The following is a 24,869-nucleotide window of genomic DNA, read 5'->3' on the forward strand; positions in this document are numbered from 1 at the left end:
CTCAGCAACCCAACCCTAGCCAGGGATCACCGCGATGGCCGCCTGGGGCGCTCCGCTTCGCTCAGCCACAGGCTTCGCTTCGCGCCCCAGGCTCTGGATGTCCTACACCACCACTGGGGACGCGACCCCCATGGCGCGCAGGCAAGGGCCGCGGACGCGGCCCGCCCGCCGTCTGAGGGTCAAACAAAGAACGGATCGTGCGAAGGCACGATCCGGGAGCGCACGGCGCGACCGCGTCCAGACCGTCAGCCCCGCCGGGCGCACCAGCCCATGGCGCGCAAGCAAGGGCCGCGGACGCGGCCCGCCCGCCGGTTGAGGGACAAAAACACTACGCCTCTCCGACGCAATCCAGCATGGACGCCGCCAGCGCCTCGGCCGGCGCCTTGCCGCCCCACAGCACGAACTGGAAGGCGGGGAAGAACCGTTCGCATTCGGTGATGGCGATGTCGACCATGTCTTCCAGGCTCTCCGCACTGGCCGAGGGCGACCCGCGCAGCAGCACGGAATGGCGGAACACCGGCACGCCATCCTCCATCTCGATTCCGAAATGGCCGATCCACAGCCGGTCGTTGGCCAGGGCGAGGAGTTCGTAAAGCCGGTCGCGCCGGTCCGCCGGCACCTTCAGGTCGAAGGCGCAGGTGAAGGCCATGGCGCTGATCTCGTGCGACCAGGAGAAATGCAGACCGTAGTCGCACCATTTCCCGGGCGCCTCGGCGGCCATCTCGCCGTCGGAACGGCGCTCGAAGGCCCATTCATTGGCCGCGATGATCTGTTCGAGGATGTCGAGGGGGTTCGAGGAACGCTCGCGCTCGATATGGAGTGAGGCGGACATGCGGCACCTCCTGGCCCGAGGCTGCCGCCCGTGCCACCCACAAGATGTGGTGGGCGAATCGGGCGACCGGATACGATGGGCAGACTACGCAGACGCGGAATCGCGTCGCAAGCCCGCACAGGTTGCAATCAATTCTTCAGCTTTCGGATGAGCTTCCGCCACCAGCGCCGTGCGCCGCCAGCCGCGCCTCCAGCGCCGCCACCCGGGCTTCCAGGGCTTCCGCCTGTTCGCGGGCGCGGCGGGCCACTTCCATGGCGGCGTCCAGCTCCTCGCGCTTCACCAGGTCCAGCCGGCGGACCACCGCCTCGGCCTGGGATTTCGCCATGGCCTCGACCTCGTTGCGCAGCCCGGCCAGGACCGAGAAGGCGCCGCCGGCCATCCCGGCCAGGTCGTCCATGAATTTTCCGCGGCCGCTGTCGCCTGCCATGGTCGTCTCCTGTTCGCCCGCCATATGGACGGGCCGTCCCGGGGGGGCCTATACCGCCGCCGCCCCGTCCTCAAGGGCCGCGGCGGAACAGGGCGGATCATGCACATCGTCACCGGCGGCGCCGGCTTCATCGGCTCCAACCTGGTCGCCGCACTTTGTGCCAATGGGCAGGAAGTGGTGGTGGTGGACCGCCTGCGCCAGGGGCTCAAGTGGCGCAACCTGGCCAGGCACCCGATCGCGGGCATCGTGGAACCCGGCGACCTGGCGGCCTTCCTGGCGCGCGAGCCGCCGGTCCGCGCGCTGTTCCACATGGGGGCCATCAGCGCGACCACCGAGACCGATGGCGACCTGGTGGCGCGCACCAACATCGCCCTGCCGCAGATGCTGTGGGACTGGTGCGCGCGCGCGGGGGTGCCGTTCCTCTATGCGTCCTCGGCCGCCACCTATGGCGACGGGTCGCTGGGCTTCGACGACGACGCGCGGCCCGAGGCGCTGGCGCGGCTGCGGCCGCTCAACCTCTATGGCTGGTCGAAGCTCGCCTTCGACCGGCGGGTGGCGCAGATGCTCGCGGCCGGCGCGCCGCAGCCGCCGATGTGGGCCGGGCTGCGCTTCTTCAACGTCTATGGGCCGAACGAGCATCACAAGGGCCGCATGGCCAGCGTGGTGCTGCACAAGTTCCACCAGATCATGCGCGGGGAGGCGGCGACGCTGTTCGCCTCCGACCGCGACGGTGTCGCGGATGGCGATCAGAAGCGCGACTTCGTCCATGTCCGCGACTGCGTGGCGGCGATGACCTGGCTGGCGGCGCATCCGGGCGCCTCGGGCCTGTACAATGTCGGGTCGGGCACGGCGCGCAGCTTCGTCGACCTGACGCGCGCGATCTACGCCGCGCTCGACCGCAATGCGGATATCCGCTTCGTGCCGATGCCCGATGACCTGCGCGGCAAGTACCAGTACTTCACGCAGGCGCGCATGGAGCGCCTGCGCGCCGCCGGCTTCGACCACCCGCCCACCACCATCGAGGACGGCGTACGGTCCTATGTGCGGGACGTGCTGCTGAACGCCGAGGATCCCTACGCCTGATGCTGCTCGCCATTCCCTTCCCGATGATCGACCCCGTGCTGGTCGAGATCGGCCCGCTCGTCATCCGCTGGTACGCGCTGGCGTATATCGCGGGCATCCTGATCGGCTGGCGGGTCGCCCGCGTGCTGGTGCAGCGCCCGCCCGTCGTCGCCACGAAGGAACAGGTGGATGACTTCATCACCTGGGTGACGCTCGGCATCATCCTCGGCGGGCGGCTCGGCTACGTGCTGTTCTACCGGCCCGGCTACTACGTCACGGCGCCGTGGGAGGCGCTGTATGTCTGGCAGGGCGGCATGTCCTTCCATGGCGGGGCGCTGGGCGTGATCATCGCCGCCTGGCTGTTCAGCAAGCGCAACGGGCTCGACTGGGTGGCCTTCGCGGACCGGGTGGTCTGCGTGGTGCCGATCGGCCTGTTCCTCGGGCGGCTGGCGAATTTCATCAACAGCGAGCTGTGGGGCCGGGTCAGCGACGTGCCCTGGGCCATGGTCTTCCCGAATGGCGGGCCGGAGCCGCGGCATCCCTCGCAGCTGTACCAGGCCTTCCTGGAGGGGTTCTGCCTGTTCACGGTGCTGATGATCCTGGCGCGCAGCGAGCGCATACGCGACCGGCCCGGCATCCTGTCGGGCACCTTCCTGGCCGGCTACGGCATCGCGCGCATCATCGGCGAGTTCTTCCGCCAGCCCGACGCCCATCTGGGCTTCCTGTTCGCCGGCGCGACCATGGGGCAGTTGCTGTCGCTGCCGATGATCCTGGTCGGCGCCTGGCTGATCCTGCGGGCGAAGCCGCGCCATGTCTGACGCCACCGACCCGACGTCCCCCGCGTCCGGTGGTGGCGCGACAGCGGAAGCGGCGCGGCCGGGGCGGACCGGCGGGTCCGCCGCCGCGCCCGGGCAACGCGATGACATGGCGGCGGTCCCGCCGGAACCGCTTGACGCTACGCCTGCCGTCCCGCCGGAACGGCTCGATCGTTTCATGCGCCGCACCGCCTTCGCCTACTACGCCGGCCGCGAGCCCTTCGGCCCCGGCGGCGACTTCACCACCGCGCCGGAAATGACCCAGGCCTTCGGCGAATGCATCGGCCTGTGGGCCGCCATCGCCTGGCAGGCGATGGGCCGGCCCGACCCGGTGGCCTTCGTCGAGCTCGGCCCCGGCCGGGGCACCCTGATGGCCGATGCCCTGCGCGCCGTGGCCGAGATGGCGCCGGGCTTCCGCGCCGCGCTGCGCGTCCACCTGGTCGAGACCTCCCCCCGGCTGCGCGCGGCGCAGGCCGATCGCCTCGGCACCGCCGTGCGCGCCTGGCACGACGACATCGCCGGCCTGCCGCCCGGCCCGGCCATCGTGATCGGCAACGAATTCCTCGACGCCCTGCCGATCCGCCAGTTCGTGCGCCGCGGCGCCGGCTGGGCGGAACGCTTCGTGGCCGATGGCAGCTTCGCCGAACGCCCCGCCGCCGACGCCCCGCCCCTGCCCCCCGACGCCCCCGACGGCGCCATCCAGGAGGTCAACGAGGGCGCCACCGCCATCGCCGCCGCCCTGGCCCGGCGCATCGCGACCGAGGGCGGCGTCGCGCTGTTCATCGACTACGGGCCGGGCGCCGGCGGCTTCGGCGACAGCCTGCAGGCCATGGTCGCGCAGGGGCGGGCCGACCCGCTGGCCGCGCCCGGCCAGGCCGACATCACCGCGCATGTCGACTTCGCCGCCGTCGCGGCCGCGGCGCAGGCCGCCGGCGCCGCGGTGCAGGGGCCGATGCCGCAGGGCGTGTTCCTCGCCCGGCTCGGCCTGTTCAGCCGGGCCGCCATCCTGGCGCGCATGGACCCCGCCCACGCCACCCGCCACTTGGCCGCCGCGCAGCGCCTGGCCGCGCCCGAGCACATGGGCCGGCTGTTCAAGGCGATCTGCCTCTGCCATCCCGACCTGCCGCCCCTGCCCGGATTCGAGGATCCCTGATGGCCGAAGCCGTCGCCGCCGCCACGCTCGCCGCCCAGCCGGGCCTCGCGCATGGATTCTTCACGCGGCGCGGCGGGGTCTCGGCCGGCGGCTTCGCGGCGCTCAACTGCTCGCTATCGGGGCGCGACGATCCCGATGCGGTGCGCGAGAACCGCCGCCGCGCCGCCGATGCGCTCGGCCTGCCCGGCGCCGCGCTGGTCGGGCTGACCCAGGTGCATGGCGATGCCGTGGCGGTGCTGGACGAACCCTGGCCGCAGGACCAGCGGCCCCAGGCCGATGCGGTGGTCACGCGGCGGCCGGGCCTGGCGATCGGCATCGTCACCGCCGATTGCGCGCCGGTGCTGTTCGCCGACCCGCAAGCCGGCGTCATCGGCGGCGCCCATGCCGGCTGGCGGGGCGCGGTCGGCGGCGTGCTGGAAGCCACCATCGCGGCGATGTGCGCGATCGGCGCCAGCCGCGCGCGCATCGTGGCCGCGGTCGGCCCCTGCATCCGCCAGCCCTCCTACGAGGTCGCCGCCGACCTGCGCGACGCGGTGCTGGCGCGCGATGCCGCCGATGCCCGCTTCTTCGCCGATGGCGCCCGCCCGGATCGCTGGCAGTTCGACCTGGCCGGCTATTGCGCGGCGCGCCTGGTCGCCGCCGGCGTCGCCGCCGAGGTCACCCCCCACGACACCCTGGCCGACGAGGCACGCTTCTTCAGCCATCGCCGCAACACGCTGGCCGGCGGCGGGCCGATCGGGCACCAGCTCTCGGCCATCGCGCTGACGGCGTGAGGGCGGTCTTCCCAACCGCACCGCCCGGACCAATAAGGACGCCATGCCCTATGTGTTCATGTTCGCCGCGATGCTGATGCTGACCCTGCTGGTGGCCTGCGTGGTGGTGGTGTGATGGCGCGCCTGGCCCCGCTGTTCCTGGCGCTGGCGCTGCTGGGCGCCTGCGGCGACCTGCCGCAGCCCTTCCGCGGCAATCCCGGCGGCAATGCCGGCACGCTGGCGGCGCCGCCGGCCTATCGGCTGGTCATCCCGGCGCCGACCACCGCCCTGCTGCCCGAAGCCCAGGCGCGCGGCTTCGCCGAGGCCCTGTCCACCGCCCTGCTGACCGCCGAGGTCCCGGCCGCCGTCGACACGCCCCTGCCGCTCGACTGGCGCCTGGCGATCGAGGCGCAGTCCGAGAACGGCTGGGTGGTGCCGCGCTATCGCCTGACCGATCCCGACGGCGCCGCGCAGGGCACCGCCGATGGCGCGCGCATCGCCGCGCGCGACTGGTCCGATGCCAGCCCCGAGGTGCTGCGCCGCGCCGCGCGCGACGCCGCCCCGCGCATCGCCGACCTGCTGCTGCGCGCCGAGGCCGTCCGCAAGGGCACAGACCCCGCCGCGCTGGCGGTGACCGGGCCGCCGCGCATCTATGTGCCGATGGTCCGCGGCGCGCCCGGCGACGGCAACCAGGCGCTGACCGCGCGCCTGCGGGAGGCGCTGGGCCAGCAGGGCATGCTGGTGCAGGAAACCACCCAGGGCGCCCGCTTCGCCGTGACCGGCCAGGTGATCGTCGCCGACCAGCCCGCCACGCGGACCCAGCGGGTCGAGCTGCTGTGGACGGTGTCGCGCAACGATGGCGAGGATCTCGGCCGGGTGCTGCAGCTCAATGAGGTGCCGGCCGGCGTGCTGGCGCGCTTCTGGGGCGACGTGGCCTTCGCCGCGGCGACCGAGGCGGCGGGCGGCGTGCGCACGGTGGTGTCCAATGCCGGCGGCTTCCCGGCGCAGGCGGGGGCGGCCCCGCGCGGCCAGGCACCGCAGCAGGGCCAGGGGCTGGCGATGCCGCAGAACCCGGGCGCGCTGCCGGTGCCGCGGGTGGAACCGGCGGCCCGATAAAGCAGATCGCGTTCGGATCGAATCATCTGAACGCGTAAAGAGGCTCTGAAAACAACAGGCTAGAGCCTGCGGCGTGAGCGCGGGCGAACGCAGCATGCTCCAGCGCCGGGTTCGCGCCACGCCCGGCCGTGCGTCGTCGCGCAGCGGACGGCCGCGGCATGCAGGGCTGGTTCAGCCGAACCACGCCGGGCCTGTCGCAAGGTCGCGATTCCGATCGGAGGGATACACCCGGTCGGGCAAGGATGCGGGCGATACGAAAGGCCTCGCGACGCTGCGGCGCGCGGCATGGCTTCGGCGCTGACCCGGTCGCGCGCGCCCATGAAAAGCTGACCCGGTCGCGCGCACCCATGAAAAAGGGCGGCCACCCCTCGCGGGATGCCGCCCTGGTGCCTGCCCTTGCGGGCAGGGTCCGGTCAGGCCGCCTTCTTGGCCTGCGCGCGCTCGATGCGGCGCTTGAGCAGCCGCGCCTCGTCCGGCAGGCGCCGGTCCGGCGTGCCGAGCAGGAAGGCATCCAGGCCGCCATTGTGCTCGATCGTGCGGATGCCGTTGGTCGACAGGCGCATCTTGATCTGCGAGGCGAGCACGTCCGACCAGAAGGAGGTTTCCTGCAGGTTGGGCAGGAAGCGCCGGCGGGTCTTGTTGTTGGCGTGGCTGACGTTGTTGCCCGTCAGGACGCCCTTGCCGGTGATGCCGCAGCGGCGGGCCATGGTGGTAATCCCGAAACGATCAGGGCGCGCGGAAGGAGACCCCGCACGCGGGTGGAAACGACGGAGGCGCGGCTTGTCGCCCAGGCGGGCCGCGGCGTCAAGCCCGCGCGGTCATGCCTGCGGGGGCTGCTGCCGCGCCTCGGCCAGTTCACCTGCCTCGACCGAGGCGAGCGCATTGCGCAGCACGCCGGCCACCGCGCGGTCGTCCATGGTGCGTGCCAGAAGTCCCAGCGCGCCGCCCAGCAGCGCCGAGGCGATCGAGATCGGCGCGATCTGCTGCTCGATCATGTATTCGATCGCCTTGTCCACGACCGAGCCGGCGTGGCTCAGGTCCTCCGGGGCCATCCCGGGGGGATCCTGCTGCATGCGGCGTTCTCCTTCTTTACCAAGCAGATGGGGCGCGCGGATGGCGCGTTTAACCCCTGGTTACGCAATGGTCTCGCCCAGCCGCCCGGCGCGCGGGCGGTCGAGGTCGGCCTCGGCCTGCGCCCGCGCCGCGGCTTCCGCGGCGGCGACCGCCTGGGCCTGGCGGCGCCACATCTCGGCATAGAGGCCATCGGCGGCGGTCAGGCTGGCATGGGTGCCGCGCTCGGCGATGCGGCCGTCCTGGAGCACGATGATCTCGTCGGCCTCGACCACGGTGGACAGGCGATGCGCGATGACCAGCGTGGTGCGGTTGCGCGCCACGTCGCGCAGCGCCGCCTGGATCTCCTGTTCGGTGCGGGTGTCCAGCGCGCTGGTGGCTTCGTCCAGGATCAGGATGCGCGGGTCCTTGAGGATGGTGCGCGCGATCGCCACGCGCTGCTTCTCCCCGCCCGACAGCTTCAGGCCGCGTTCGCCCACGCGGGTTGCGTAGCCCTCGGGCAGGCGCAGGACGAAGTCGTGCACCTGGGCGGCGCGCGCGGCGGCCTCGACCTCGGCGTCCGTCGCCCCCGGCCGGCCATAGGCGATGTTGTAGCGGATGGTGTCGTTGAACAGCACGGTGTCCTGCGGCACCACGCCCATGGCCGCGCGCAGGCTGGCCTGCGTCACGCTCCGCACATCCTGCCCGTCCACCGTCACCGCGCCGCCGGTCGCGTCGTAGAAGCGGAACAGCAGGCGGGAGATGGTGGATTTCCCCGCCCCGGTCGGCCCGACGATGGCCAGCATCCGCCCCGGCTCCACGGTGAAGGAAACCCCCTTCAGGATCTGCCGGTCCGCGCGGTAGCCGAACTGCACGTCGTCGAAGCGGATCTCCCCCGGACCCTTGGCGAGCGGCACGGCCCCCGGCGCGTCCTGCACCTCGGCCGGCACTTCGAGCAGGGTGAACATCTGCTCCATGTCGGTCAGCCCCTGCTTGATCTCGCGATAGGCGAAGCCAAGGATGTTCAGCGGCAGGTACAGCTGGATCAGGTAGGCATTGACCATCACCAGGTCGCCCACCGTCATGGTCCCGGCGGCGATGCCCGACCCTGCCAGCAGCATGGTGACCGTCAGGCCCACCGCCATGATGAAGGCCTGCCCGGCATTCAGCATGTTCAGCGTGGTCTCGCTGGTGACGTAGGCGCGTTCGTAGCGCGTCAGGCTTTCGTTGTAGCGGCGCGCCTCATGGCCCTCATTGCCGAAATACTTGACCGTCTCGTAGTTCAGCAGGCTGTCCACCGCCTTGGTGTTCGCCTCCTCGTCGGTCTGGTTCATGGTGCGGCGGAAGCGCAGCCGCCAGTTGGTGAACAGCAGCGTGAACGCCACATAGGCCGCGATCGTCACCAGCATGGTGATGGCGAAGGACGCGGCGAAGACCCACCACAGGATCACCGCGACGAAGGCGATCTCGACGATGGTCGGGATGATGTTGAACAGCAGGAAGTTCAGCGACGTCGCGATGCCGCGCACACCTCTTTCGATGACCCGGGATAGTCCGCCTGTTGCGCGGTCCATGTGGAAGCGCATGGACAGCGCGTGCAGGTGCTCGAACACCTCCAGCGCGACGCGCCGCCCGGCGCGCGCCTGCACCTTGGCAAACACGGCGTTGCGGAGTTCGGCGAAGGCCGAGGACATCACCCGCAGGATGCCGTAGGCCAGCAGCAGCGCCACCGGCACGGTGATCGCCGCGCCGATCCCATCCTTGGGCGCCAGCGCATCCACCGCGCGGGCATAGGCGATCGGCACCAGCACGTTCGCCGCCTTGGCCGCCGCCACCAGCACCAGTGCTACGACCACGCGGATGCGCAGCTCGGTCTCGTTCTTCGGCCACAGGTACGGCGCGATGCGCAGCAGCGCCTTCAGGTGGTTGTCTTCGGCAGGCTTGGCAGCGGACACGCTGGTGGAACTCCGGATCGGCCCGCGAGATGGGGCGCCCTGGCGCCGATGGGAAGCGCGCCCGCCGCATGGGACCCATCGGCGCGCAGGATGCAAGCCCCCCACCCACGCGCGGGCGGCGCGGCGGACGGATTGGCGCCCGCCATGGCGCGCATCGCTGCCGCCGCCGGCGTGCCTGCACGGCGCCACGCGGCCGATCGGGTGATTCTATCCGGCCGGGATCTGCCCTAAACCAGCCCGATGCCCGACCCCGCCCTCCAGCGCCACATCGCCGCCTGCAACAATATCGCGTCGCCGGGGGGGCTGATCCCGTTCCGGGCGGGGGCGGCGCAGGTCGGCTGGGTCTCGCCGGACCTCGCGCAGGCGCTCACCTTCCGCCCGCGCGACTTCCACTTCGACGCGCAGGGTGTTGCGCTGGCGGCGCGGCTGCGCAGCCCCGGCACGCGCAGCGAAGCCCTGGCCGACGCCCTGCCCGCGTTGGCCGCCGGCGGCTTCCTGCGCATCCGGCGCGAGGCCTTCGACATCCGCGAGACCAGCACGGGCCCGGTGCTGGGCACGCTCGACCGCGGCGCGCTGCCGGCCTTCGGCGTGATGTCGCAGGGCGTGCACGTGAACGGCCTGGTGCGACGCGCGGACGGTCTGCATGTCTGGGTGGGGGTGCGCGCGCGGGACAAGGCGGTGGCGCCCGGGCAGCTCGACAACATCGTCGCCGGCGGCATCCCGGCCGGCCTGTCGCCCGACGAATGCCTGGTCAAGGAAGCCGCCGAGGAAGCCTGCCTGCCGCCCGACCTCGCCGCCACGGCGCGGCCGGCCGGGCGGGTCTCCTACGTCATGTCGAATGCCGAGGGGCTGCGCCGCGACGTGCTGCATGTCTTCGACCTCGACATCCCCGAGGGCGTGACGCCCACCCCCGGCGACGACGAGGTCGAGCGCTTCGAATTGTGGCCCGCGACGCGCCTGCTGGAGGCCGTGCGTGCCACCGACAGCATCAAGTTCAACGTCAACCTGGTGCTGATCGACCTGTTCCTGCGCGAGGGCCTGGTGGACGACCCCGACGGCAGCCTGCGCGCCGGGCTCGACCAGGGCCCGGATTGACCCCAGGCGCCGCCGCGCGGATTGACCCCAGGCGCCGCCGCGCAGATTGACCCCAGGCGCCGCCGCGCAGATTGACCCCAGGCGCCGCCGCGCAGATTGACCCCAGGCGCCGCCGCGCAGATTGACCCCAGGCGCCGCCGCGCAGATTGACCCCAGGCGCCGCCGCGCCATGTCCCCCGGCATGAGCACCACCACCATGACCACGACCGCGCCCCTGCCCGCCTGGCTCGTCGCCGAACTGCGTTCCGACCATGCCGGGGAGACCGGCGCCGTGCGCATCTACGACGGCATCCTGGCGGCCAGCCGCGACCCCGCCGTGCGCGACTTCGCCACCCGGCACCGCGCCACCGAACAGGGCCACCTGGACCTGCTGGAGGACCTGCTGCCGCCCGCCGACCGGTCCCGCCTGCTGCCGATCTGGCGCGTGGCGGGCTGGCTGACCGGCGCCCTGCCCGCCCTGTTCGGCCCCCGCGCGGTCTTCGCCACCGTCGATGCGGTCGAGACCTTCGTGGACCACCACTACCGCGCCCAGACCGACCGCCTGGCCGCCGAGGGCATCCTGCCGCACATCCACGCCCTGCTGGAGCGCTGCCGCGAGGAGGAGGTCCACCACCGCGACGAGGCGCGCGAGGCTGGCCAGGGGCCCGCCTATGGCCCCGTGCTGCGCGCCTGGGCCGCGCTGGTGGGCGGCGGGTCGGCGGCCGCGGTGGCGGCGGCGAAGCGCATCTGAACGCCGGCGCGCACGCCCCGGCGGCGTCGCGCGGTGAAGAATGCAACCGCGGCGCGCTGGACTCGCCAGCCACGAAGCCGGACCAGTATGCTCGGCGGTGCCGAACTGCCGACTCCCCCGCCGCGACCAACCAACGAGGCCCCCGCCCATGACCAGCACCCGCGCCATCGCCAGGCTGGCCCTGCTCGCCTCGGTCGCCGTGCTGCCCGCCTGCGGCTTGTCGGTGCAGAATACCGACCGCGTCGCCGGGCTCGAACGCGATCTCACGGCCTCGCAGGCGCGCGGGCGCGAACTGACCACGCGCGTCGGCGAACTCGAGACCACGCTGGCCGCCGAACGCCGCGCCCGCGGCGACCTGGCCGCTGTCGAACGCCGCCTGTCCATCGCGCAGCGGGACCTCGGCTCGGCGCAGCAGGGCCGCACCTCGGCCGACCAGGAATCCACCCAGCTGCGCCAGCGGCTCGACGAGGAAACGCGCCGCCTTGCCGCCCTCCAGGCCGAGGCCAGCCAGGCCGCGGCGCTGGGCGAGCAGCGCCGCGCCCAGGTCGCCGAGGCCGATCGCCGCCTTGCGGCGCTGCGCGAAGGCGCGAATGCCGAGGACCGTCGCCTGGCGCAGCTGCGCGGCGACATCGCGACGGCCGATGCGCGCGTCTCCGGCCTGACCGCCCGCGCGGCGGAGGAGGAGCGCCGGCTCGCCGGCCTCGGCCAGCGCACCACGGCGGAGGAGACGCGCCTGGCTGGCCTGCGCGAGGCCGCCGAGGCCGAGACGCGCCGCCGCGACGGGCTGCGCGCCGAGGCCACCCAGGCCGAGCAGCGCCTGGCCGGCCTGACCCAGCGCGCCGGCACCGAGCAGCAGCGCCTGACCGACCTGACCACCCGCGGCAACCAGGCCGAGGCCGCGCTGCGCGAGCAGGAACAGCGCCTGGCCGCGGCGCGCCAAGCGGTCAACATCTCGGAAGGCGAGGCCGCGGCACGGCGCCAGACCGTGGCGCAGCTGGAAGCCGAGATCGGCCGCCTGACCGCCACACGCGACCAGACCGCGACGGAACTCCGCGGGCTGCAGGCGCGCGCGACCGAATTGCGCACCGCCGTCGCCGCCGCCGAGCGCCAGCTCGCGCAGCTGCGCGAGAGCACCGGGGCCGAGGAACGCCGCCTGGCCGCCCTGCGCGGCGAGGCAAGCGCGGCCGAACGTACCCTCGCGGAGCGCCGCACCGCCGCCGAGGAAGCCGAGCGCCGCGCCAGCGCCGCCGGGCGCACCGCCGAACAGGAGGCCGAGCGCGCCCGCGCCCAGGTCGACGAAGCCCGCCGCGCCGCCGGCGCCGTCACCGCCTCGCGCGGGGAGGCGGAATCGCTGCAACGCCAGGCCGAGGCGCTGCGCCAGGAACTCACCGCCTCCGACCGCCAGCGGCAGGACCTGGCGCGCCAGGCCGAGGGGCTGCGCGGCGACATGGCGACCACCCAGCGCCAGCGCGCCGAACTGGCCGCGCAGATCGAGGCGCTGCGCGGCGAGGTCGCGGCCTCCGATCGTCGTCGCGCGGAGCTGGCCGGGCAGGTCGAGCGCCTGCGCGGCGAGGTGGCCGCCGCCGACCGCAGCCGGGGCGAGGCCGCAAGCCAGGCCGAGAGCCTGCGCGCCGCCGTCGCCGCCGCCGAGCGCCAGCGCGGCCAGGTGGCCCAGCAGCTCGATGCCATGCGCGCCGAGGTGGCGACCGCCGAGCGCCGCCGGGCCGAGATCGCCGGCCAGATCGCCGCCACCGAGGCGCGGCTGAACGAACGCCGGACGGAGCTCGCCGACCTGGAAGCCCGCGTGCGCCGCGCGCGCGACGCGCAGGGCAGCGACCCGATGTCGGTGACCGTGCCGGGCACCTCGCCGCGCTGAGGGCGGTCCCGGCCAGGCGGCGCGGCGCTGCAAGGCGCGCCGTGGTGCAGGGGCATCGTTTGAGACCGCGCCCGGTGGCGCGGCGCTGGAGCGGGCGAAGGGAATCGAACCCTCGTCACTTGGTTGGGAACCAAGAGCTCTACCATTGAGCTACGCCCGCGCCCCCTCCGTATAGGCGGGCGGGGCGGGGGCTATCAAGCAGGGTCGTGAAACCATGCCCGAAGGCCGCGGATGAACCGCGACACGCTGTTCGACTGGATCGACCGCCAGGGGCTGTCGGAGGAGGACGGTGCCCTCGCGCGCCTGCTGGTACGGCGGTTCCGGCGCGATTTCGGCGTCTGGCCGGCCCTGGCGCCGCCGCGCTTCTACGTGGAGTGGCTGCTCCATCGCATGATCTTCGACCGCGACCCGCGCCTGCCGGTCATCGTGGACAAGGTGGCGATGCGCGATCATGCGCGCCGCGTCCTGGGGCACGACCCGACCGTGCCGCTGCTGCAGGTCCATGCGACCGCCGGCGCGCTCGACTGGGGGCGGCTGCCCGCGGCCTGCATCCTCAAGGCCAGCCACGGGTCGGGCTGGAACATCGCGCTGCGCGATACCGCCGGCGCCGACCGCGCCGCCGTCACCGCGCGGATGGACGCCTGGCTCGGCCGCGACATGTGGCGGGAGAGGATGGAATGGGCCTATGCCGGCGTGCCGCCGCGCGTCATCGCCGAACCGCTGCTGCGCCAGCCCGGCAGCCGGCGGCCGGATGACATCTGCATCTACTGTTTCGGCGGCGTGCCGCAATACATCCGGGTCAACCGGTATCCGGCCGGCGCGCCGGATGCCAGCGGCTGCCTCGATGCCGCGCTGCGGCCGCTGGCGCTTTATGCGGAACCCGCCACCACCGGCTTCCCCGCCGGCATCGACCCGGCGCCGCTGCTGGAGATGGCGCGCCGCCTGTCGGCGGGCTTCGTGTACCTGCGGGTGGATTTCCTGGCGGCCGCGGGGCGCGCCTGGCTGTGCGAACTGACCGTCTATCCCGGTGGCGGGCGCAGCACGAACTACCGCGACGATGCCGCCGAACTCCTGGTCGGGCGCCTCTATGCCGCGGCGCAGCGCGGTGCGCCGCCGCCCTTCATGCTGGATGGGCGCGAACACTTCACCGGGCCGGCCGTGCCGGGCGGCTTGACCTTGCGCCCCGCCCAGGCGTAACGACAGCCCTGGTGGCGACACCCCTCGCGATTTGTCCGGCCAGCTTGCGGCGAGGTCCCTGTTCAGGGTCGTGTCCTTCGGGGCGCGGAAAACAAGCGCGCTAAAACGGCCGTGCGGATGCCCGCCATCCGCCGCCCGCGAAGGGGCCGGACGCCGTTCATTCGCGAAGGTCCCGCCCGATGGCCCGGAAAGCCCCGAACCGCCCGCTCCGCCCCGCCACGCAGCTCGTGCGCGGCGGCCAGATGCGCTCGGGCTTCGACGAGACGGCGGAGGCGATGTTCCTCACCTCCGGCTTCGTCTACGACAGCGCCGCCCAGGCCGAGGCGACCTTCGCCGGCAGCGTGCAGCACTACCAGTATTCGCGCTTCGGCAACCCCACGGTCGCGATGCTGGAGGAGCGCCTGGCCGCGCTGGAAGGGGCCGAGGCCTGCCGCGCCACCGCCACCGGCATGGCCGCGGTGCATGCGGCGATGCTGTCGCACCTCAAGACCGGCGACCGCGTGGTGGCGTCCCGCGCGCTGTTCGGGTCGTGCCACTGGATCGTCTCGACTCTGCTGCCGCGCTACGGCATCGCGACGGAATTCGTCGATGGCGCGGACCTGGATCAATGGGCCAAGGCGCTGTCGCAGCCGACCACGATGGTGCTGCTCGAAACCCCGTCCAACCCGATGCTCGAGATCGTGGACATGAAGGCGGTCTGCGACCTGGCCCACAAGGCCGGTGCGCTGGTGGTGGTGGACAACGTGTTCGCCACGCCGCTGCTGCAGAAGCCCATGCAATATGGCGCCGACATCGTGGTCTATTCCGCCACCAAGCATTTCGACGGCCAGGGCCGCGTGCTGGGCGGCTGCGTGCTGGGGGCGAAGAAGTGGGTCGAGGACACGCTGCAGCCCTTCATCCGCAACACCGGCCCGTCGATCAGCCCGTTCAACGCCTGGGTCATCCTGAAGGGGCTGGAGACGCTGCACCTGCGGGTGCCGGCCATGTGCCGCAACGCCGCCGCGGTGGCCGACATGCTGGCCGAACGCAGCGAGATCGCGCGCGTGCTGTACCCGTTCCGCGACGACCATCCGCAGCAGAAGCTGGCGATGGCGCAGATGTCCGCCGGCGGCACGCTGGTCACCTTCGACCTGAAGGGCGGCAAGGACGCCTGCTTCCGCTTCATGGACGCGATGGGGCTGATCGACATCTCGAACAACCTCGGCGATTCGAAGTCGCTGGCAACGCACCCCGCGACCACCACGCACATGCGCGTGGGGGCCGAGGAACGCGCGCGGCTTGGCATCACCGACGGCACGGTGCGCCTGTCGGTGGGCCTGGAGGACGTGGCCGACATCATCGACGACCTGTCGCAGGCGCTGGATGCGGCCAATGCCGCGCCGGCGCGCGCGGCGGAATAGCGTCGTGACGGTCGAGACCTGGCTGGCCTTCGTCGCCGCCACCGCGGCGATGCTGGTGATACCGGGGCCGACCATCCTGCTGGTGATCGGCCAGTCGCTGGGCGGCGGCGGCCGCTCCGCGCTGCCGCTGGTGGCGGGCGTGGCGCTCGGCGACCTGACCGCCATGACGCTGTCGCTGGCGGGGCTCGGCGCGCTGATGGCGGCCTCCGCCACGCTGTTCACCGTGCTGAAATTCGCCGGCGCGGCCTATCTGGTGTGGCTCGGCATCCGCATGTGGCGGGCGCCGGTGGCGGATGGCGCGGTGGCGCCGGTCACCGCGCGCCGCGCCTTCCGCGACGCCTACGTGGTGACCGCGCTGAACCCCAAGGGCATCGCCTTCTTCGTCGCCTTCGTGCCGCTGTTCATCGACGCGACCGCGCCGTTCCTGCCGCAGGCCGCGCTGCTGGTGGCGACCTTCGTGAGCCTCGCGGCGATCAATGCGGGGCTCTATGCGCTGCTGGCGTCGCGGCTGTCGGGCGCGGTCGCGCGCCCCGCGGTGCGCCGCGCCTTCAACCGCGCCGGCGGCGCCATCCTGGCCGGCGCCGGACTCGCGACGGCAGCGATACGCCGTTCTTGATCCGCGTCATGTCGGCGCCGCGCGCGCCGCCGTGACCATCGGTTGTGGACAAGCGCCGGCGCAGCGCCTCAAATGGCGGCAAGGGAGTGGCCGCCATCATGGCAAGGCAGGAAGAGTTCAGCGCAACCACGCGCGGCATACGCGTGACCGTGCGTGCCTTCTATCTCGCGGACCAGTCGGAGCCCGAAAAAGGCCAGTATGTCTGGGCGTACCGCGTCGAGATCGCGAATACGGGGCGTGAGCCCGTGCAGCTGCTGCGCCGCACCTGGCGCATCACCGATGGCCTGGGGCGCACCCAGACCGTGCACGGCGCCGGCGTGATCGGCGAGACGCCGGTGCTCGAGCCCGGCGGGCGCTTCGAATACACCTCGGGCACGCCGCTCGCGACCGGATCGGGCTTCATGCAGGGCGCCTACCACATGGTGGCCACGCTCACCGGCGAGGGCTTCGACGTGGATATCCCGGCCTTCAGCCTGGACAGCCCGCACCAGCCCTCCGGCCGGGTGCATTAGTTTTTTGCCCCAGGCGCCGGCGCCCGCATCCGCGGGCCTGGCGTGCGCGCCACGCACTGGCGCGCCGGGCGTGGCTGATGGTCCGGGCGCGGTCGCGCCGTGCGCTCCCGGATCGCGGCGGGCCGCGATCCGCGTTCGGGCAGGGCGGCGTGCGGTGCGTCCACGGGCTTGGTGGGTTGCGCGTTTCGGACCCGCCCCCAGATACCCGGCGAGGAAGGCGCACCGACGCGAAGGCGCGCCGCGCGCCCCTGGAAAGAACCGCGACCCGTGAACATCCACCTGCCTGCCGCCCGCACCGCCGACGACCCCGCCCAGACGTTGCCGCGCCCGACGCAGCAGCAGGCCGAGGACGCCATCCGCACGCTGCTGCTCTGGGCCGGCGACGACCCCACGCGCGAAGGCCTGATCGACACGCCCAAGCGCGTCGCCAAGGCCTATCGCGAGTGGTTCTGCGGCTACGAGGAAGACCCGGTCGAACTGCTCGCGCGATCGTTCGAGCAGGTCGAGGGCTATGACGAGATGGTCGTGCTGCGCGACATCCGCGTCGAGAGCATGTGCGAGCACCACATGTGCCCGATCATCGGCAAGGCGCATGTCGGCTACCTGCCCAATGGCCGCGTGGTCGGCATCAGCAAGCTCGCCCGCGTGGTCGAGGCCTTCGGCAAGCGCCTGCAGATCCAGGAGAAGCTGACCGCCCAGGTGGCCAACGTCATCAACGACGTGCTCCAGCCCAAGGGCGTGGCCGTGGTGTTCGAGGCCGTGCACCAGTGCATGACCACGCGCGGCGTCCACAAGACCGGCGTGTCGATGGTGACGTCGCGCATGCTCGGCGCCTTCCGCGACGATGCCTCGACGCGCCGCGAGTTCATGGCGATGATCCAGGGCAGCCGCGGCGCCGGCGGCGAGGGCTGACAGCGGCGCGCGCAGCCCTGCGTCCTTCGCATGGCCATCGGCGGGTGCCGACGGCAGCCGCTACCGCGCCAGCTCCACCGCCATCGCCGCCACGGCCGAGGCGATGGCTCCCGCCCGCGCCCCATCCACGCTGACCGGCCAGCGATCCTCCGGCGCGTGGAACCACGGGTTCCTGCCGATCAGCGACAGGTAGCGCCCGCCGCGCGCGGCGATCTCATGCGCCTCGCCATTCGCGGTGCCGCCGGTGACCACCTCCAGCGGCGCGCGCGGATGGCCGGCGGCCGCCAGCGCCGCCGCCATGCGGTCCGCCAGGCCCGGCACATTGCTGCGCACGGTCAGCCGTTCATCCTCGGCGGCACCGAGATTGGCGCCGAGATGGATCACCACCGGCGCCGCGGTGGCCAGGCCAGGTTCCGCCGCGAAGGCGCGATGCGCGCCGATATGGCCGAGTTCATGCCCGCAGGTCGCCAGCGCCACCACGCCGCGCGCCCGATCGGCGCCGGCCAGCGCCTGCAGCGCCACCAGCCAGGCGAGGATGCCGCCGCCGCGCTCCGCCGTGCTGGTCCACCAGGAGGTGCGCGGCGTCAGCAGCACCAGCGGCGGCGCCGCGCCCGGCAGTTCGGCGCGGATATTGTGCGACCGGCCAGGCCCGCGGCTGCCCCGCACCACCAGCCGCGCCGCCGCCCCCGCCGCCGCCAGCGCGCCGATCGCCGCGGCGTCGCGCCCCGCCACCTGCAGGACCGGCGGCCCGAAGGCGGCCTCCGCGTCATGCGCGTTGATCGGCGCGAGCCCGTCCGGCTTGGTCCGCAGCGCGATGACGATGCCGGCGTGGCGGCTCTCCGCCCGGGCGCGCGCGAAGTCGTTGCCGGGCAGGCTCGCCGCCGCGGGGTCCATCTCGGCGAAGCCGATCGGCGCGGCGGAGCCGACCGGGCCGAGCGCGCCCGCCATGCCATCCGTCAGGCCGCCATCGAACAGCGGCAGCCCCTCGAAGCGCGCGCCACCCGCCTCCAGGGCCGCCTCGCCCGGCAGCAGGCGGGTGAAGTCGACCGGCAGCAGGCGCGCCGCGGCGCCTGTCGCGGCGGCGCGGCCGGCCAGCCATTCCGCGGCGGCGGCATCGCCCTCGCCACCGGTGCGGCGCAGCCCGAAGGCGTCGTAGTCGGCGAAGAAGGCCGCCGGGTTCATTCCACCCGCGCCCCCGACACGCGCACCAGCTCCTGCAGGCGTCGCAGTTCGCCCTCCCAGGCGGCGGCATAGGCGGCGGGGCTGTCGGACAGCACGATCTCGCCGCCCTCCCCGGTGATGGTGGCGCGCAGTTCGGCATCGCCGGTCACGGCGTCGCGGAAGCCGGCATGCAGGCGGCGGGTGATCGCCTCCGGCAGGCCGGCCGGACCGACCACGCTCGACCCGCTGGTCACGATCGGCCCGCCTGGCACCGCCTCGCCCAGCGTCGGCACGGCGGGCAGCGCGGTCATGCGGCGCGACCCGGCGGTGCACAGGATGCGCACCGCCCCTTGCTGCGCGCGCGGCAGGGCGATGTTGCTGATGGCGAAGGCGAAGTCGACCTCGCCCTGCTCGACCGCCAGCGTCGCCAGGTTGGCGCCGCGATAGGGCACGTGGATGCCCTCGGCGCCCGCCAGCTTCAGCATGGCCGCGCCCGCCATGTGCGCCGGCGTGCCGACCCCGCCCGAGCCGTAGCGCAGCCCCCCTGGCGTGCGGCGCGCGGCTTCCAGCAGCCCGGCCATGTCGCGCAGCGGCGATGCGCTGCGCACCGCCAGGATCGCCGGGTGTTCGGCCAGCGTCGTCACCGGCGTGAAGTCCCGCAGCACGTCGTAGCCCGGCGATGCCTGCATCACCGCGTGCGTGATGGCGGTGCCGCCGCCCCACAGCAGGGTGGTGCCGTCCGGCGCGGCGCGCGCGACAGCCTGCGCGGCCAGCAGCCCGCCGGCGCCGGCGCGGTTCTCGACCACGAAGGTCACGCCGAGCGGGCCGGCCGCCTTCGCGGTCATGAGGCGCGCCAGCGTGTCCGACGACGCCCCGGGCGCGAAGGGCACGACCAGGCGGACGGGGCGGGACGGCCAGGCCTCCTGCGCGCGCAGCGGCGCGGAAAGCAGCATGCCGGCCCCAGCCAGGACATGACGACGGCGCATGGCGGTCCTCCGTTTTGCCGCAAGCGTAGGGCAGATCCCGATCGGATGACATCATCGGGCCGGGTGCAACCCCGTCGCGGCGCCAGGCGGCCGCAACCATCGCCGCGCGCCGGGGCGGGCACGGATGCCGTTCGGGCCTGCATTCCCCCCGCCGGCGATCCGGCGTAAGCCCGCCGGCGCATGAAGATCTGCGAAGTCACCAATGTGGATTTCTCGCTGCGGCATTTCCTGCTGCCGGTGATGCGCGGCGCGCGCGCGCGCGGGCACGAGGTGGTGGGCGTGGCGGCCGAAGGCCCGCTGCTGGATGTCGCGCGCGCCGAGGGCTTCCGCATCGCCCCCGTGCCGATGGCGCGCAGCCTGAACCCGGCCGCGCAGGCGCGCGCCTATCGCGCGCTGGTCGACCTGTTCCGCCGCGAACGCTTCGACCTGGTGCACGCGCACATGCCGATCAGCGGGCTGCTGGCGCGCCTGGCGGCGAAGGCGGCGGGCGTTCCGCGCATCGCCTATACCTGCCACGGCTTCCTGTTCAACCAGCCGGGGCCGTGGTGGCGCCGGGCGCTGTCGCTGCGGATGGAACGCCTCGGCGGCCGCATGACCGACACCTTCCTGACGGTCAGCGAGGAGGAGGCGGCGGATGCGCGGCGCCTGCGGATTCATCCGCGCGCCACCGCCGTGCTGAACGGGCGCGACCCCGCGCAGTTCCGCCCGGATGCGGCGGCGCGCACGGCGCTGCGCGCGGAACTGGGCGCGGCGGAGGGCGATTGCGTCATCGCCTGCGTCTCCCGCCTGGTGCGCCACAAGGGCCACCCGGAATTGCTGCGGGCGATGGAGACCACGCCGGACAACGCCGTGCTGTGGGTCGTGGGCGAGCGCCTCGCCTCCGACCATGGCGAGGATCTCGACCCGCATTTCGCGCGCGCCGAGGCGCTGCTGGGCCGCCGCATCCGCCGCCTGGGCTATCGCCACGACGTCGCGCGCATCCTGGCGGCGGCCGACGTCTTCTGCCTGCCCTCCCATTTCGAGGGCCTGCCCATGAGCGTGATCGAGGCGATGATGACCGGCCTGCCGGTGGTCGCGACCGACATCAGCGGCCCGCGCGAACAGGTGGTCGATGGCGAGACCGGCTACCTGGTGCCGCCGATGCACGACGCACCGCTGGGCGCCGCGCTGTCGCGCCTGGCCGCCGACCCCGCGCTGCGCGCGCGCATGGGCGCGGCCGGCCGCGCCCGCGCGTTGGATCGCTTCGACGAGGCGAAGGTGATCGGCCGCACGCTGGACCTGTTGGGGCTGTAGCGGGCGGCGTCAGGCCGCGCGCAGCCCCTCCAGCGTGGCCCCCAGCGCGCCGCGCAGCGCGCCCGCCTCGCCGCGCAGGTCACCGGCCATGCGTTCGAGCGCGGCGACCTCGGCGGCGGTGCGCGCCATGCGGTCGGCCGCCGTGCTGACGGCATCCGCGGCGGCATCGGTGCCGCGCGCCACGCCGGCGGTTGCCGAGGCGATCTCGCGCGTCGCCGCGCCCTGTTCCTCGACCGCGGCGGCGATGGTGGCGGCGACCTGGTTGACCTCCTGCACCACCTCGGCGATGCCGCGGATCGCCGCGACGGCGCCGTCGGTCGCGGCCTGGATGGCGCCGACCTGCGCGCCGATCTCCTCGGTGGCCTTGGCGGTCTGGCCGGCCAGGGCCTTCACCTCGCTGGCGACGACGGCGAAACCCTTGCCGGCCTCGCCGGCGCGGGCGGCCTCGATGGTGGCATTGAGCGCGAGCAGGTTGGTCTGCCCGGCGATCTCGCCGATCAGGCGCACCACGTCGCCGATGCGGCTCGCGCCATCGGACAGGCCGCGGACGATGTCGCCGGTGGCATCGGCGCGCTCGGCGGCGGTGCGCGCCACGGCGGAGGCCTGCGCGACCTGGCGGGTGATCTCGTTGACCGCCGCGGCCAGTTCCTCGGCGGCGGCGGCGACTGTCTGCACGCCGCCGGCGGCCTCGCCCACCGCGCCGCGCGCCGATTCCGCGCCGGCCACGCCTTCATGCGCCGCGGCGGAGATCCGCTGCGCGGCCCCGCCGAGCTGGCCCGAGGCATCCTCCACGCCCACCACGACGCGCCCGATCCGGTCCTCCACCGCGGCCGCGATGCCGTGCCGCGCGGTGCGGGCGGCCGCCGCGGCGGCTTCCTCCTGCGCCAGGCGGCGCGCGGCCTCGGCGGCCTCGGCCTCGCGCGCCGACCGCGCCTCGGCCAGCGCGGCCGCCGCGGTGGCGGCAGCGGCTTCGAGGCCGCGCGTCATGGCGACCAGCGCCGCGGCCTCGACCACCAGCACCACGGCATGCACCACCACGCGCGCCAGGCTGCCCTCCGCCACGCCGAACACCCAGGCCGGCGCGGTGAAGTTCAACACCAGGTGATGCACCGCCACCGTCGCGGCGCCGAGCATGATGGTCCGCCAGTCCACGAGCCCCGCGAGCAGCGCCAGGCCCGCGAAATACGCCATGTGCAGGTCGATCGCGTAGCCCGCCGGGGCCAACCACACATGCACCGACACGCCGAACATCAGCGCCACCGCGATGGCCTGGCGCGCGGCCGGCGCGCCGGCGCCGCCACGCGCCGCACCGGTGGCGACCAGCGCCGCCGCGCCCAGCAGCGCAGTGCCGATCCAGGCGTCCTCCGTCGCGCGCGCCTGGAGCAGTGCAACGACCGGCGTGAGCAGCACCAGCCCCCACAGCAGCGCGATCAGGAAGCGGCCCGTGCGCTCACGAAGCAGGGAGAGATACATCGCGGTCAGACGCCTTTCACGGAAGCGGGGGCGCAATCGCCGGTGATTCGCGCGGTGATGGCCAGCACGCCGCCGGACGCACGGCGCAGCGCCGCCGGATGCGCCGCGGCGGTCTCGGGCGCGGCAAGCAACATCATGGCGGGGCCGGCCTGGACGATGCGCTGGATGCGCCAGCCCTCCACGGCGAAGGCCGCCCCCGGCGACGCACCAGGCGGCAGGACAACCAGCACCGGATGCCCCGCGCGCGGCCAGGCGGCCGCCAGCACCAAGGCCGCGGCGCTGCCGAACAGAAAAAGCAGGGCATGGCGCATCACGCGACCCTAGGCGCGCACGGGTCAAGCGGCCGTTGCCCGCCCGCATGGCCGCGCCACCGGACCCGTGCCACCATGCCAGCCCGGGAGAAAACACCATGCGCCACGCCGACGCGGCAGGATTGATCGACTCACGCCGCGCCTGGCTGCGCCTGTCCGCGATCGTGCTGCTGTGCATGATCGGCAGCGCGCCGATGTGGTCGGTGGTGGTGATGCTGCCGGCGGTGCAGGCGGAATTCGGCACGGCGCGCGCGGATGCATCCCTGCCCTACACCATGACCATGGTCGGCTTCGTGTTCGGCGGCGTGCTGATGGGGCGGCTGTCGGACCGCTTCGGCACGATGGTGCCGGTGATGGTGGCGGCGGTGTCGCTGGCGGCCGGCGGCGTGGCGGCGGCGCTGGCGCCGTCCATCTTCGTGTTCGGGCTGGCCTATGGCGTGCTGATGGGCTGCTTCGGCGCGGCGGCGGTGTTCGGGCCGCTGATCGCCGATGCGTCGTTGTGGTTTTCGCGCCGGCGCGGCATCGCGGTGGCGCTGGCGGCATCGGGCAACTACATGGCCGGCACGGTCTGGCCGCCACTGCTGCAATGGGGCGTGGACACGATCGGCTGGCGGCACGCGCATCTGGCGATGGGGCTGGTGTGCATCGTGACCATGCTGCCGCTGGCGCTGGCGCTGCGCGCACGCCCGCCGCTGCCGCCCGCGCCGCCGCCGCGCGCGGCCGGGGCGCCGGCGGTGCTGCCGCTCGGCCTGCATCCGAACGTGTTGCAGGCCATCCTGGGCGCGGCGGGCGTGGCCTGCTGCGTCGCGATGGCGATGCCGCAGGTGCATATCGTGGCGTATTGCGTGGACCTGGGCTACGGCGCGCAGCGCGGCGCCGAAATGCTGTCCGTCATGCTGGCGGCGGGCATCGTCTCGCGCCTGGTGTTTGGCATGGTGATGGACCGCATCGGCGGGCTGCGGACGCTGGCGCTGGGCTCCGTGCTGCAAGGCGTGGCGCTGTTCCTGTTCCTGCCATCCGACGGCATGGTCGCGCTGTTCGCGGTCAGCGCTGTGTTCGGCCTGTTCCAGGGCGGCATCGTGCCGTCCTACGCGATGATCGTGCGCGAGTATTTCCCTCCCGCGCAGGCGGGCACGCGCGTGGGCATCGCGCTGTCCTCGACGCTGGTGGGCATGGCGCTGGGCGGGTGGATGGCGGGCGCCATCTTCGACGCGACCGGGTCGTACCAGGCGGCGATGTGGAACGGCATCGCGTGGAACCTGGTGAACCTGGCGATCGCGCTGTGGCTGCTGCGGCGCGCGATGCGGTGGCAGCGCCGGGGCGGCCTCGCGACCGCGGCGGCCTAGAGGCATTTCCGCTCACGGTGGCGCGCTTCGATGCCGCCGGGCTTCTGGTTCCACGAGCGCCTTCACCCGATCGGGATCTGCCCTAACCCGGTACGTCGAGGCCCTTCGCCACCAGCGCGGCGGGCGTGCAGCAGGCCGCCACCGCGTCCAGCACGCGCGCCCCATCGGCCGCGCCGGCGAAGGCCGCGCCGGAGAATACCGCGATGGTCTGCGCGCCATCGGGCAGCGCGCCGACCACCTCGATGCCCGCCACCTCCATCAATTCGCTGACCTGCTGGAAGGCGATGGCCGCTTCGCCGCTCACCAGCCTTTCCGCGGTGAAGCCTTGCGGGATCACGATGGCCTTGGCGTTCACCTCGGCCGCGATACCCAGGCGCTCGATGAGGTCCGCGAAGAAGATGCCCGAGGCCCCGGCGCGCGAGTAGCACAGCGACGGCACGTCCAGCAGCAGCCGGCGCAGCGCCGCCACGTCGGATATGTCGGGATGCGGCGCGCCGGCCTTCACCGCGATGCCGACGCGCGAATGCGCCAGCGCGCGCGCGGTCGTGCCGTCCAGCACGCCCTCGGCGGACAGCGCGGCGATGGCTTCCGCGGTCAGCACCGCGGCATCGGCGCGTTCGCCGCCGCGGATGCGCCCTTCCAGCGCGCGGGTCGGCGCCAATTCGACATCCAGCCTTGCGCCGAGCACCGCCTCGATCGCCGGCGCGGCCTCGCGCAGCAGTCCGGCGATGGCGAGGGTGGACATCAGGCGTGGCATGGCGGGCTCCGGAAAGACGCGCAGGGTTGGTGTGGCGGCTGC

General features: G+C 73.5%; 25 protein-coding genes and 1 tRNA gene. 15 read left to right on the plus strand and 11 right to left on the minus strand.

All coding sequences use genetic code 11. The features are described 5' to 3' along the window. Positions 1-328: 328 nt before the first annotated feature. Positions 329-832 (minus strand): YbjN domain-containing protein, encoded by a 504-nt coding sequence (locus tag LQ222_RS21710; protein WP_230168943.1) that lies wholly within the window; start codon positions 830-832, stop codon positions 329-331. A 136-nt stretch (positions 833-968) separates the two neighbouring features. Next, positions 969-1,259: an accessory factor UbiK family protein gene (locus LQ222_RS21715; RefSeq protein ID WP_230168944.1), complete on the minus strand. Its 291-nt coding sequence runs from the start codon at positions 1,257-1,259 to the stop codon at positions 969-971. Positions 1,260-1,358: 99 nt separating this feature from the next. Between LQ222_RS21715 and rfaD the strand changes: the two genes are divergently transcribed. The 5 genes from rfaD (at position 1,359) to LQ222_RS21740 (ending at position 6,157) form a co-directional block, all read left to right on the plus strand. Continuing rightward, entirely contained in the window at positions 1,359-2,342 is a 984-nt protein-coding gene (rfaD, locus tag LQ222_RS21720; protein WP_230168945.1) for an ADP-glyceromanno-heptose 6-epimerase, read from the plus strand. Continuing rightward, positions 2,342-3,139 (plus strand): prolipoprotein diacylglyceryl transferase, encoded by a 798-nt coding sequence (gene lgt, locus LQ222_RS21725; protein ID WP_230168946.1) that lies wholly within the window; start codon positions 2,342-2,344, stop codon positions 3,137-3,139. The genes rfaD and lgt overlap by 1 nt, the downstream gene beginning before the upstream one ends. 175 nt (positions 3,140-3,314) lie before the next feature. Next, positions 3,315-4,289 carry a class I SAM-dependent methyltransferase gene (locus LQ222_RS21730; protein ID WP_230168947.1) on the plus strand — a complete coding sequence of 325 codons (975 nt, stop codon included), beginning with the start codon at positions 3,315-3,317 and terminating at the stop codon, positions 4,287-4,289. Next, complete coding sequence (gene pgeF / locus LQ222_RS21735; RefSeq protein WP_230168948.1) at positions 4,289-5,062, plus strand: peptidoglycan editing factor PgeF; 774 nt, start codon at positions 4,289-4,291, stop codon at positions 5,060-5,062. The genes LQ222_RS21730 and pgeF overlap by 1 nt, the downstream gene beginning before the upstream one ends. A gap of 114 nt (positions 5,063-5,176) precedes the next feature. Next, positions 5,177-6,157 (plus strand): hypothetical protein, encoded by a 981-nt coding sequence (locus tag LQ222_RS21740; protein ID WP_230168949.1) that lies wholly within the window; start codon positions 5,177-5,179, stop codon positions 6,155-6,157. A gap of 413 nt (positions 6,158-6,570) precedes the next feature. Here LQ222_RS21740 and rpmB read toward each other — a convergent pair whose 3' ends face one another. From rpmB to LQ222_RS21755, 3 genes are all read right to left on the minus strand, one after another. Next, positions 6,571-6,864 carry a 50S ribosomal protein L28 gene (rpmB, locus tag LQ222_RS21745; protein ID WP_230168950.1) on the minus strand — a complete coding sequence of 98 codons (294 nt, stop codon included), beginning with the start codon at positions 6,862-6,864 and terminating at the stop codon, positions 6,571-6,573. A 111-nt stretch (positions 6,865-6,975) separates the two neighbouring features. Continuing rightward, positions 6,976-7,230, minus strand: coding sequence for a hypothetical protein (locus LQ222_RS21750; protein ID WP_230168951.1), 255 nt, complete (start codon positions 7,228-7,230; stop codon positions 6,976-6,978). Positions 7,231-7,290: 60 nt separating this feature from the next. Continuing rightward, positions 7,291-9,162 (minus strand): ABC transporter ATP-binding protein/permease, encoded by a 1,872-nt coding sequence (locus LQ222_RS21755; RefSeq protein WP_230168952.1) that lies wholly within the window; start codon positions 9,160-9,162, stop codon positions 7,291-7,293. A gap of 240 nt (positions 9,163-9,402) precedes the next feature. On the opposite strand from LQ222_RS21755, the gene LQ222_RS21760 reads away from it, so the two are divergent. The 3 genes from LQ222_RS21760 to LQ222_RS21770 all read left to right on the plus strand — a co-directional run bounded on the left by LQ222_RS21760 (position 9,403) and on the right by LQ222_RS21770 (position 12,863). Then, entirely contained in the window at positions 9,403-10,257 is an 855-nt protein-coding gene (locus tag LQ222_RS21760) for an NUDIX hydrolase family protein (protein ID WP_230168953.1), read from the plus strand. Between the two features lie 196 nt (positions 10,258-10,453). Further along, positions 10,454-10,987 (plus strand): demethoxyubiquinone hydroxylase family protein, encoded by a 534-nt coding sequence (locus LQ222_RS21765; RefSeq protein ID WP_230168954.1) that lies wholly within the window; start codon positions 10,454-10,456, stop codon positions 10,985-10,987. A 148-nt stretch (positions 10,988-11,135) separates the two neighbouring features. Next, positions 11,136-12,863: a hypothetical protein gene (locus LQ222_RS21770; RefSeq protein WP_230168955.1), complete on the plus strand. Its 1,728-nt coding sequence runs from the start codon at positions 11,136-11,138 to the stop codon at positions 12,861-12,863. Positions 12,864-12,949: 86 nt separating this feature from the next. Here LQ222_RS21770 and LQ222_RS21775 read toward each other — a convergent pair. Next, positions 12,950-13,023 (minus strand) — tRNA-Gly (locus LQ222_RS21775). A gap of 71 nt (positions 13,024-13,094) precedes the next feature. Between LQ222_RS21775 and LQ222_RS21780 the strand changes: the two genes are divergently transcribed. The 5 genes from LQ222_RS21780 (at position 13,095) to folE (ending at position 17,500) form a co-directional block, all read left to right on the plus strand. Next, positions 13,095-14,060, plus strand: coding sequence for an ATP-grasp fold amidoligase family protein (locus tag LQ222_RS21780; protein ID WP_230168956.1), 966 nt, complete (start codon positions 13,095-13,097; stop codon positions 14,058-14,060). A gap of 179 nt (positions 14,061-14,239) precedes the next feature. Further along, the gene (gene metZ / locus LQ222_RS21785) at positions 14,240-15,460 is read left to right on the plus strand and encodes an O-succinylhomoserine sulfhydrylase (RefSeq protein WP_230168957.1); all 1,221 of its coding nucleotides are present in this window, start codon (positions 14,240-14,242) and stop codon (positions 15,458-15,460) included. 4 nt (positions 15,461-15,464) lie between these two features. Next, positions 15,465-16,076: a LysE family translocator gene (locus LQ222_RS21790; protein ID WP_230168958.1), complete on the plus strand. Its 612-nt coding sequence runs from the start codon at positions 15,465-15,467 to the stop codon at positions 16,074-16,076. A gap of 98 nt (positions 16,077-16,174) precedes the next feature. Further along, on the plus strand, positions 16,175-16,588 hold the full coding sequence (gene apaG / locus LQ222_RS21795; RefSeq protein ID WP_230168959.1) for a Co2+/Mg2+ efflux protein ApaG: 414 nt from the start codon (positions 16,175-16,177) through the stop codon (positions 16,586-16,588). Positions 16,589-16,855: 267 nt separating this feature from the next. Further along, positions 16,856-17,500, plus strand: coding sequence for a GTP cyclohydrolase I FolE (folE, locus tag LQ222_RS21800; RefSeq protein WP_230168960.1), 645 nt, complete (start codon positions 16,856-16,858; stop codon positions 17,498-17,500). Positions 17,501-17,560: 60 nt separating this feature from the next. Here folE and LQ222_RS21805 read toward each other — a convergent pair whose 3' ends face one another. Both LQ222_RS21805 and LQ222_RS21810 read right to left on the minus strand, forming a co-directional pair. Continuing rightward, positions 17,561-18,682, minus strand: coding sequence for a hypothetical protein (locus LQ222_RS21805; protein ID WP_230168961.1), 1,122 nt, complete (start codon positions 18,680-18,682; stop codon positions 17,561-17,563). Continuing rightward, positions 18,679-19,647, minus strand: coding sequence for a tripartite tricarboxylate transporter substrate binding protein (locus LQ222_RS21810; RefSeq protein ID WP_230168962.1), 969 nt, complete (start codon positions 19,645-19,647; stop codon positions 18,679-18,681). The genes LQ222_RS21805 and LQ222_RS21810 overlap by 4 nt, the downstream gene beginning before the upstream one ends. 180 nt (positions 19,648-19,827) lie before the next feature. Between LQ222_RS21810 and LQ222_RS21815 the strand changes: the two genes are divergently transcribed. Then, entirely contained in the window at positions 19,828-20,940 is a 1,113-nt protein-coding gene (locus tag LQ222_RS21815) for a glycosyltransferase family 4 protein (RefSeq protein WP_230168963.1), read from the plus strand. 9 nt (positions 20,941-20,949) lie between these two features. Here LQ222_RS21815 and LQ222_RS21820 read toward each other — a convergent pair whose 3' ends face one another. Both LQ222_RS21820 and LQ222_RS21825 read right to left on the minus strand, forming a co-directional pair. Beyond that, complete coding sequence (locus LQ222_RS21820) at positions 20,950-22,413, minus strand: methyl-accepting chemotaxis protein (RefSeq protein ID WP_230168964.1); 1,464 nt, start codon at positions 22,411-22,413, stop codon at positions 20,950-20,952. A gap of 5 nt (positions 22,414-22,418) precedes the next feature. Then, positions 22,419-22,724: a hypothetical protein gene (locus tag LQ222_RS21825; RefSeq protein WP_230168965.1), complete on the minus strand. Its 306-nt coding sequence runs from the start codon at positions 22,722-22,724 to the stop codon at positions 22,419-22,421. A 98-nt stretch (positions 22,725-22,822) separates the two neighbouring features. Here LQ222_RS21825 and LQ222_RS21830 point away from each other — a divergent pair, with 98 nt between their 5' ends. After that, positions 22,823-24,070, plus strand: coding sequence for an MFS transporter (locus tag LQ222_RS21830; protein WP_230168966.1), 1,248 nt, complete (start codon positions 22,823-22,825; stop codon positions 24,068-24,070). An 82-nt stretch (positions 24,071-24,152) separates the two neighbouring features. Here the strand turns inward: LQ222_RS21830 and LQ222_RS21835 are convergent, their stop codons facing one another. Then, the gene (locus tag LQ222_RS21835; RefSeq protein ID WP_230168967.1) at positions 24,153-24,827 is read right to left on the minus strand and encodes a substrate-binding domain-containing protein; all 675 of its coding nucleotides are present in this window, start codon (positions 24,825-24,827) and stop codon (positions 24,153-24,155) included. Between the last annotated feature and the right edge of the window lie 42 nt (positions 24,828-24,869).

This window comes from Roseomonas sp. CECT 9278 (genome assembly GCF_918698155.1).
Taxonomy (GTDB): domain Bacteria; phylum Pseudomonadota; class Alphaproteobacteria; order Acetobacterales; family Acetobacteraceae; genus Neoroseomonas.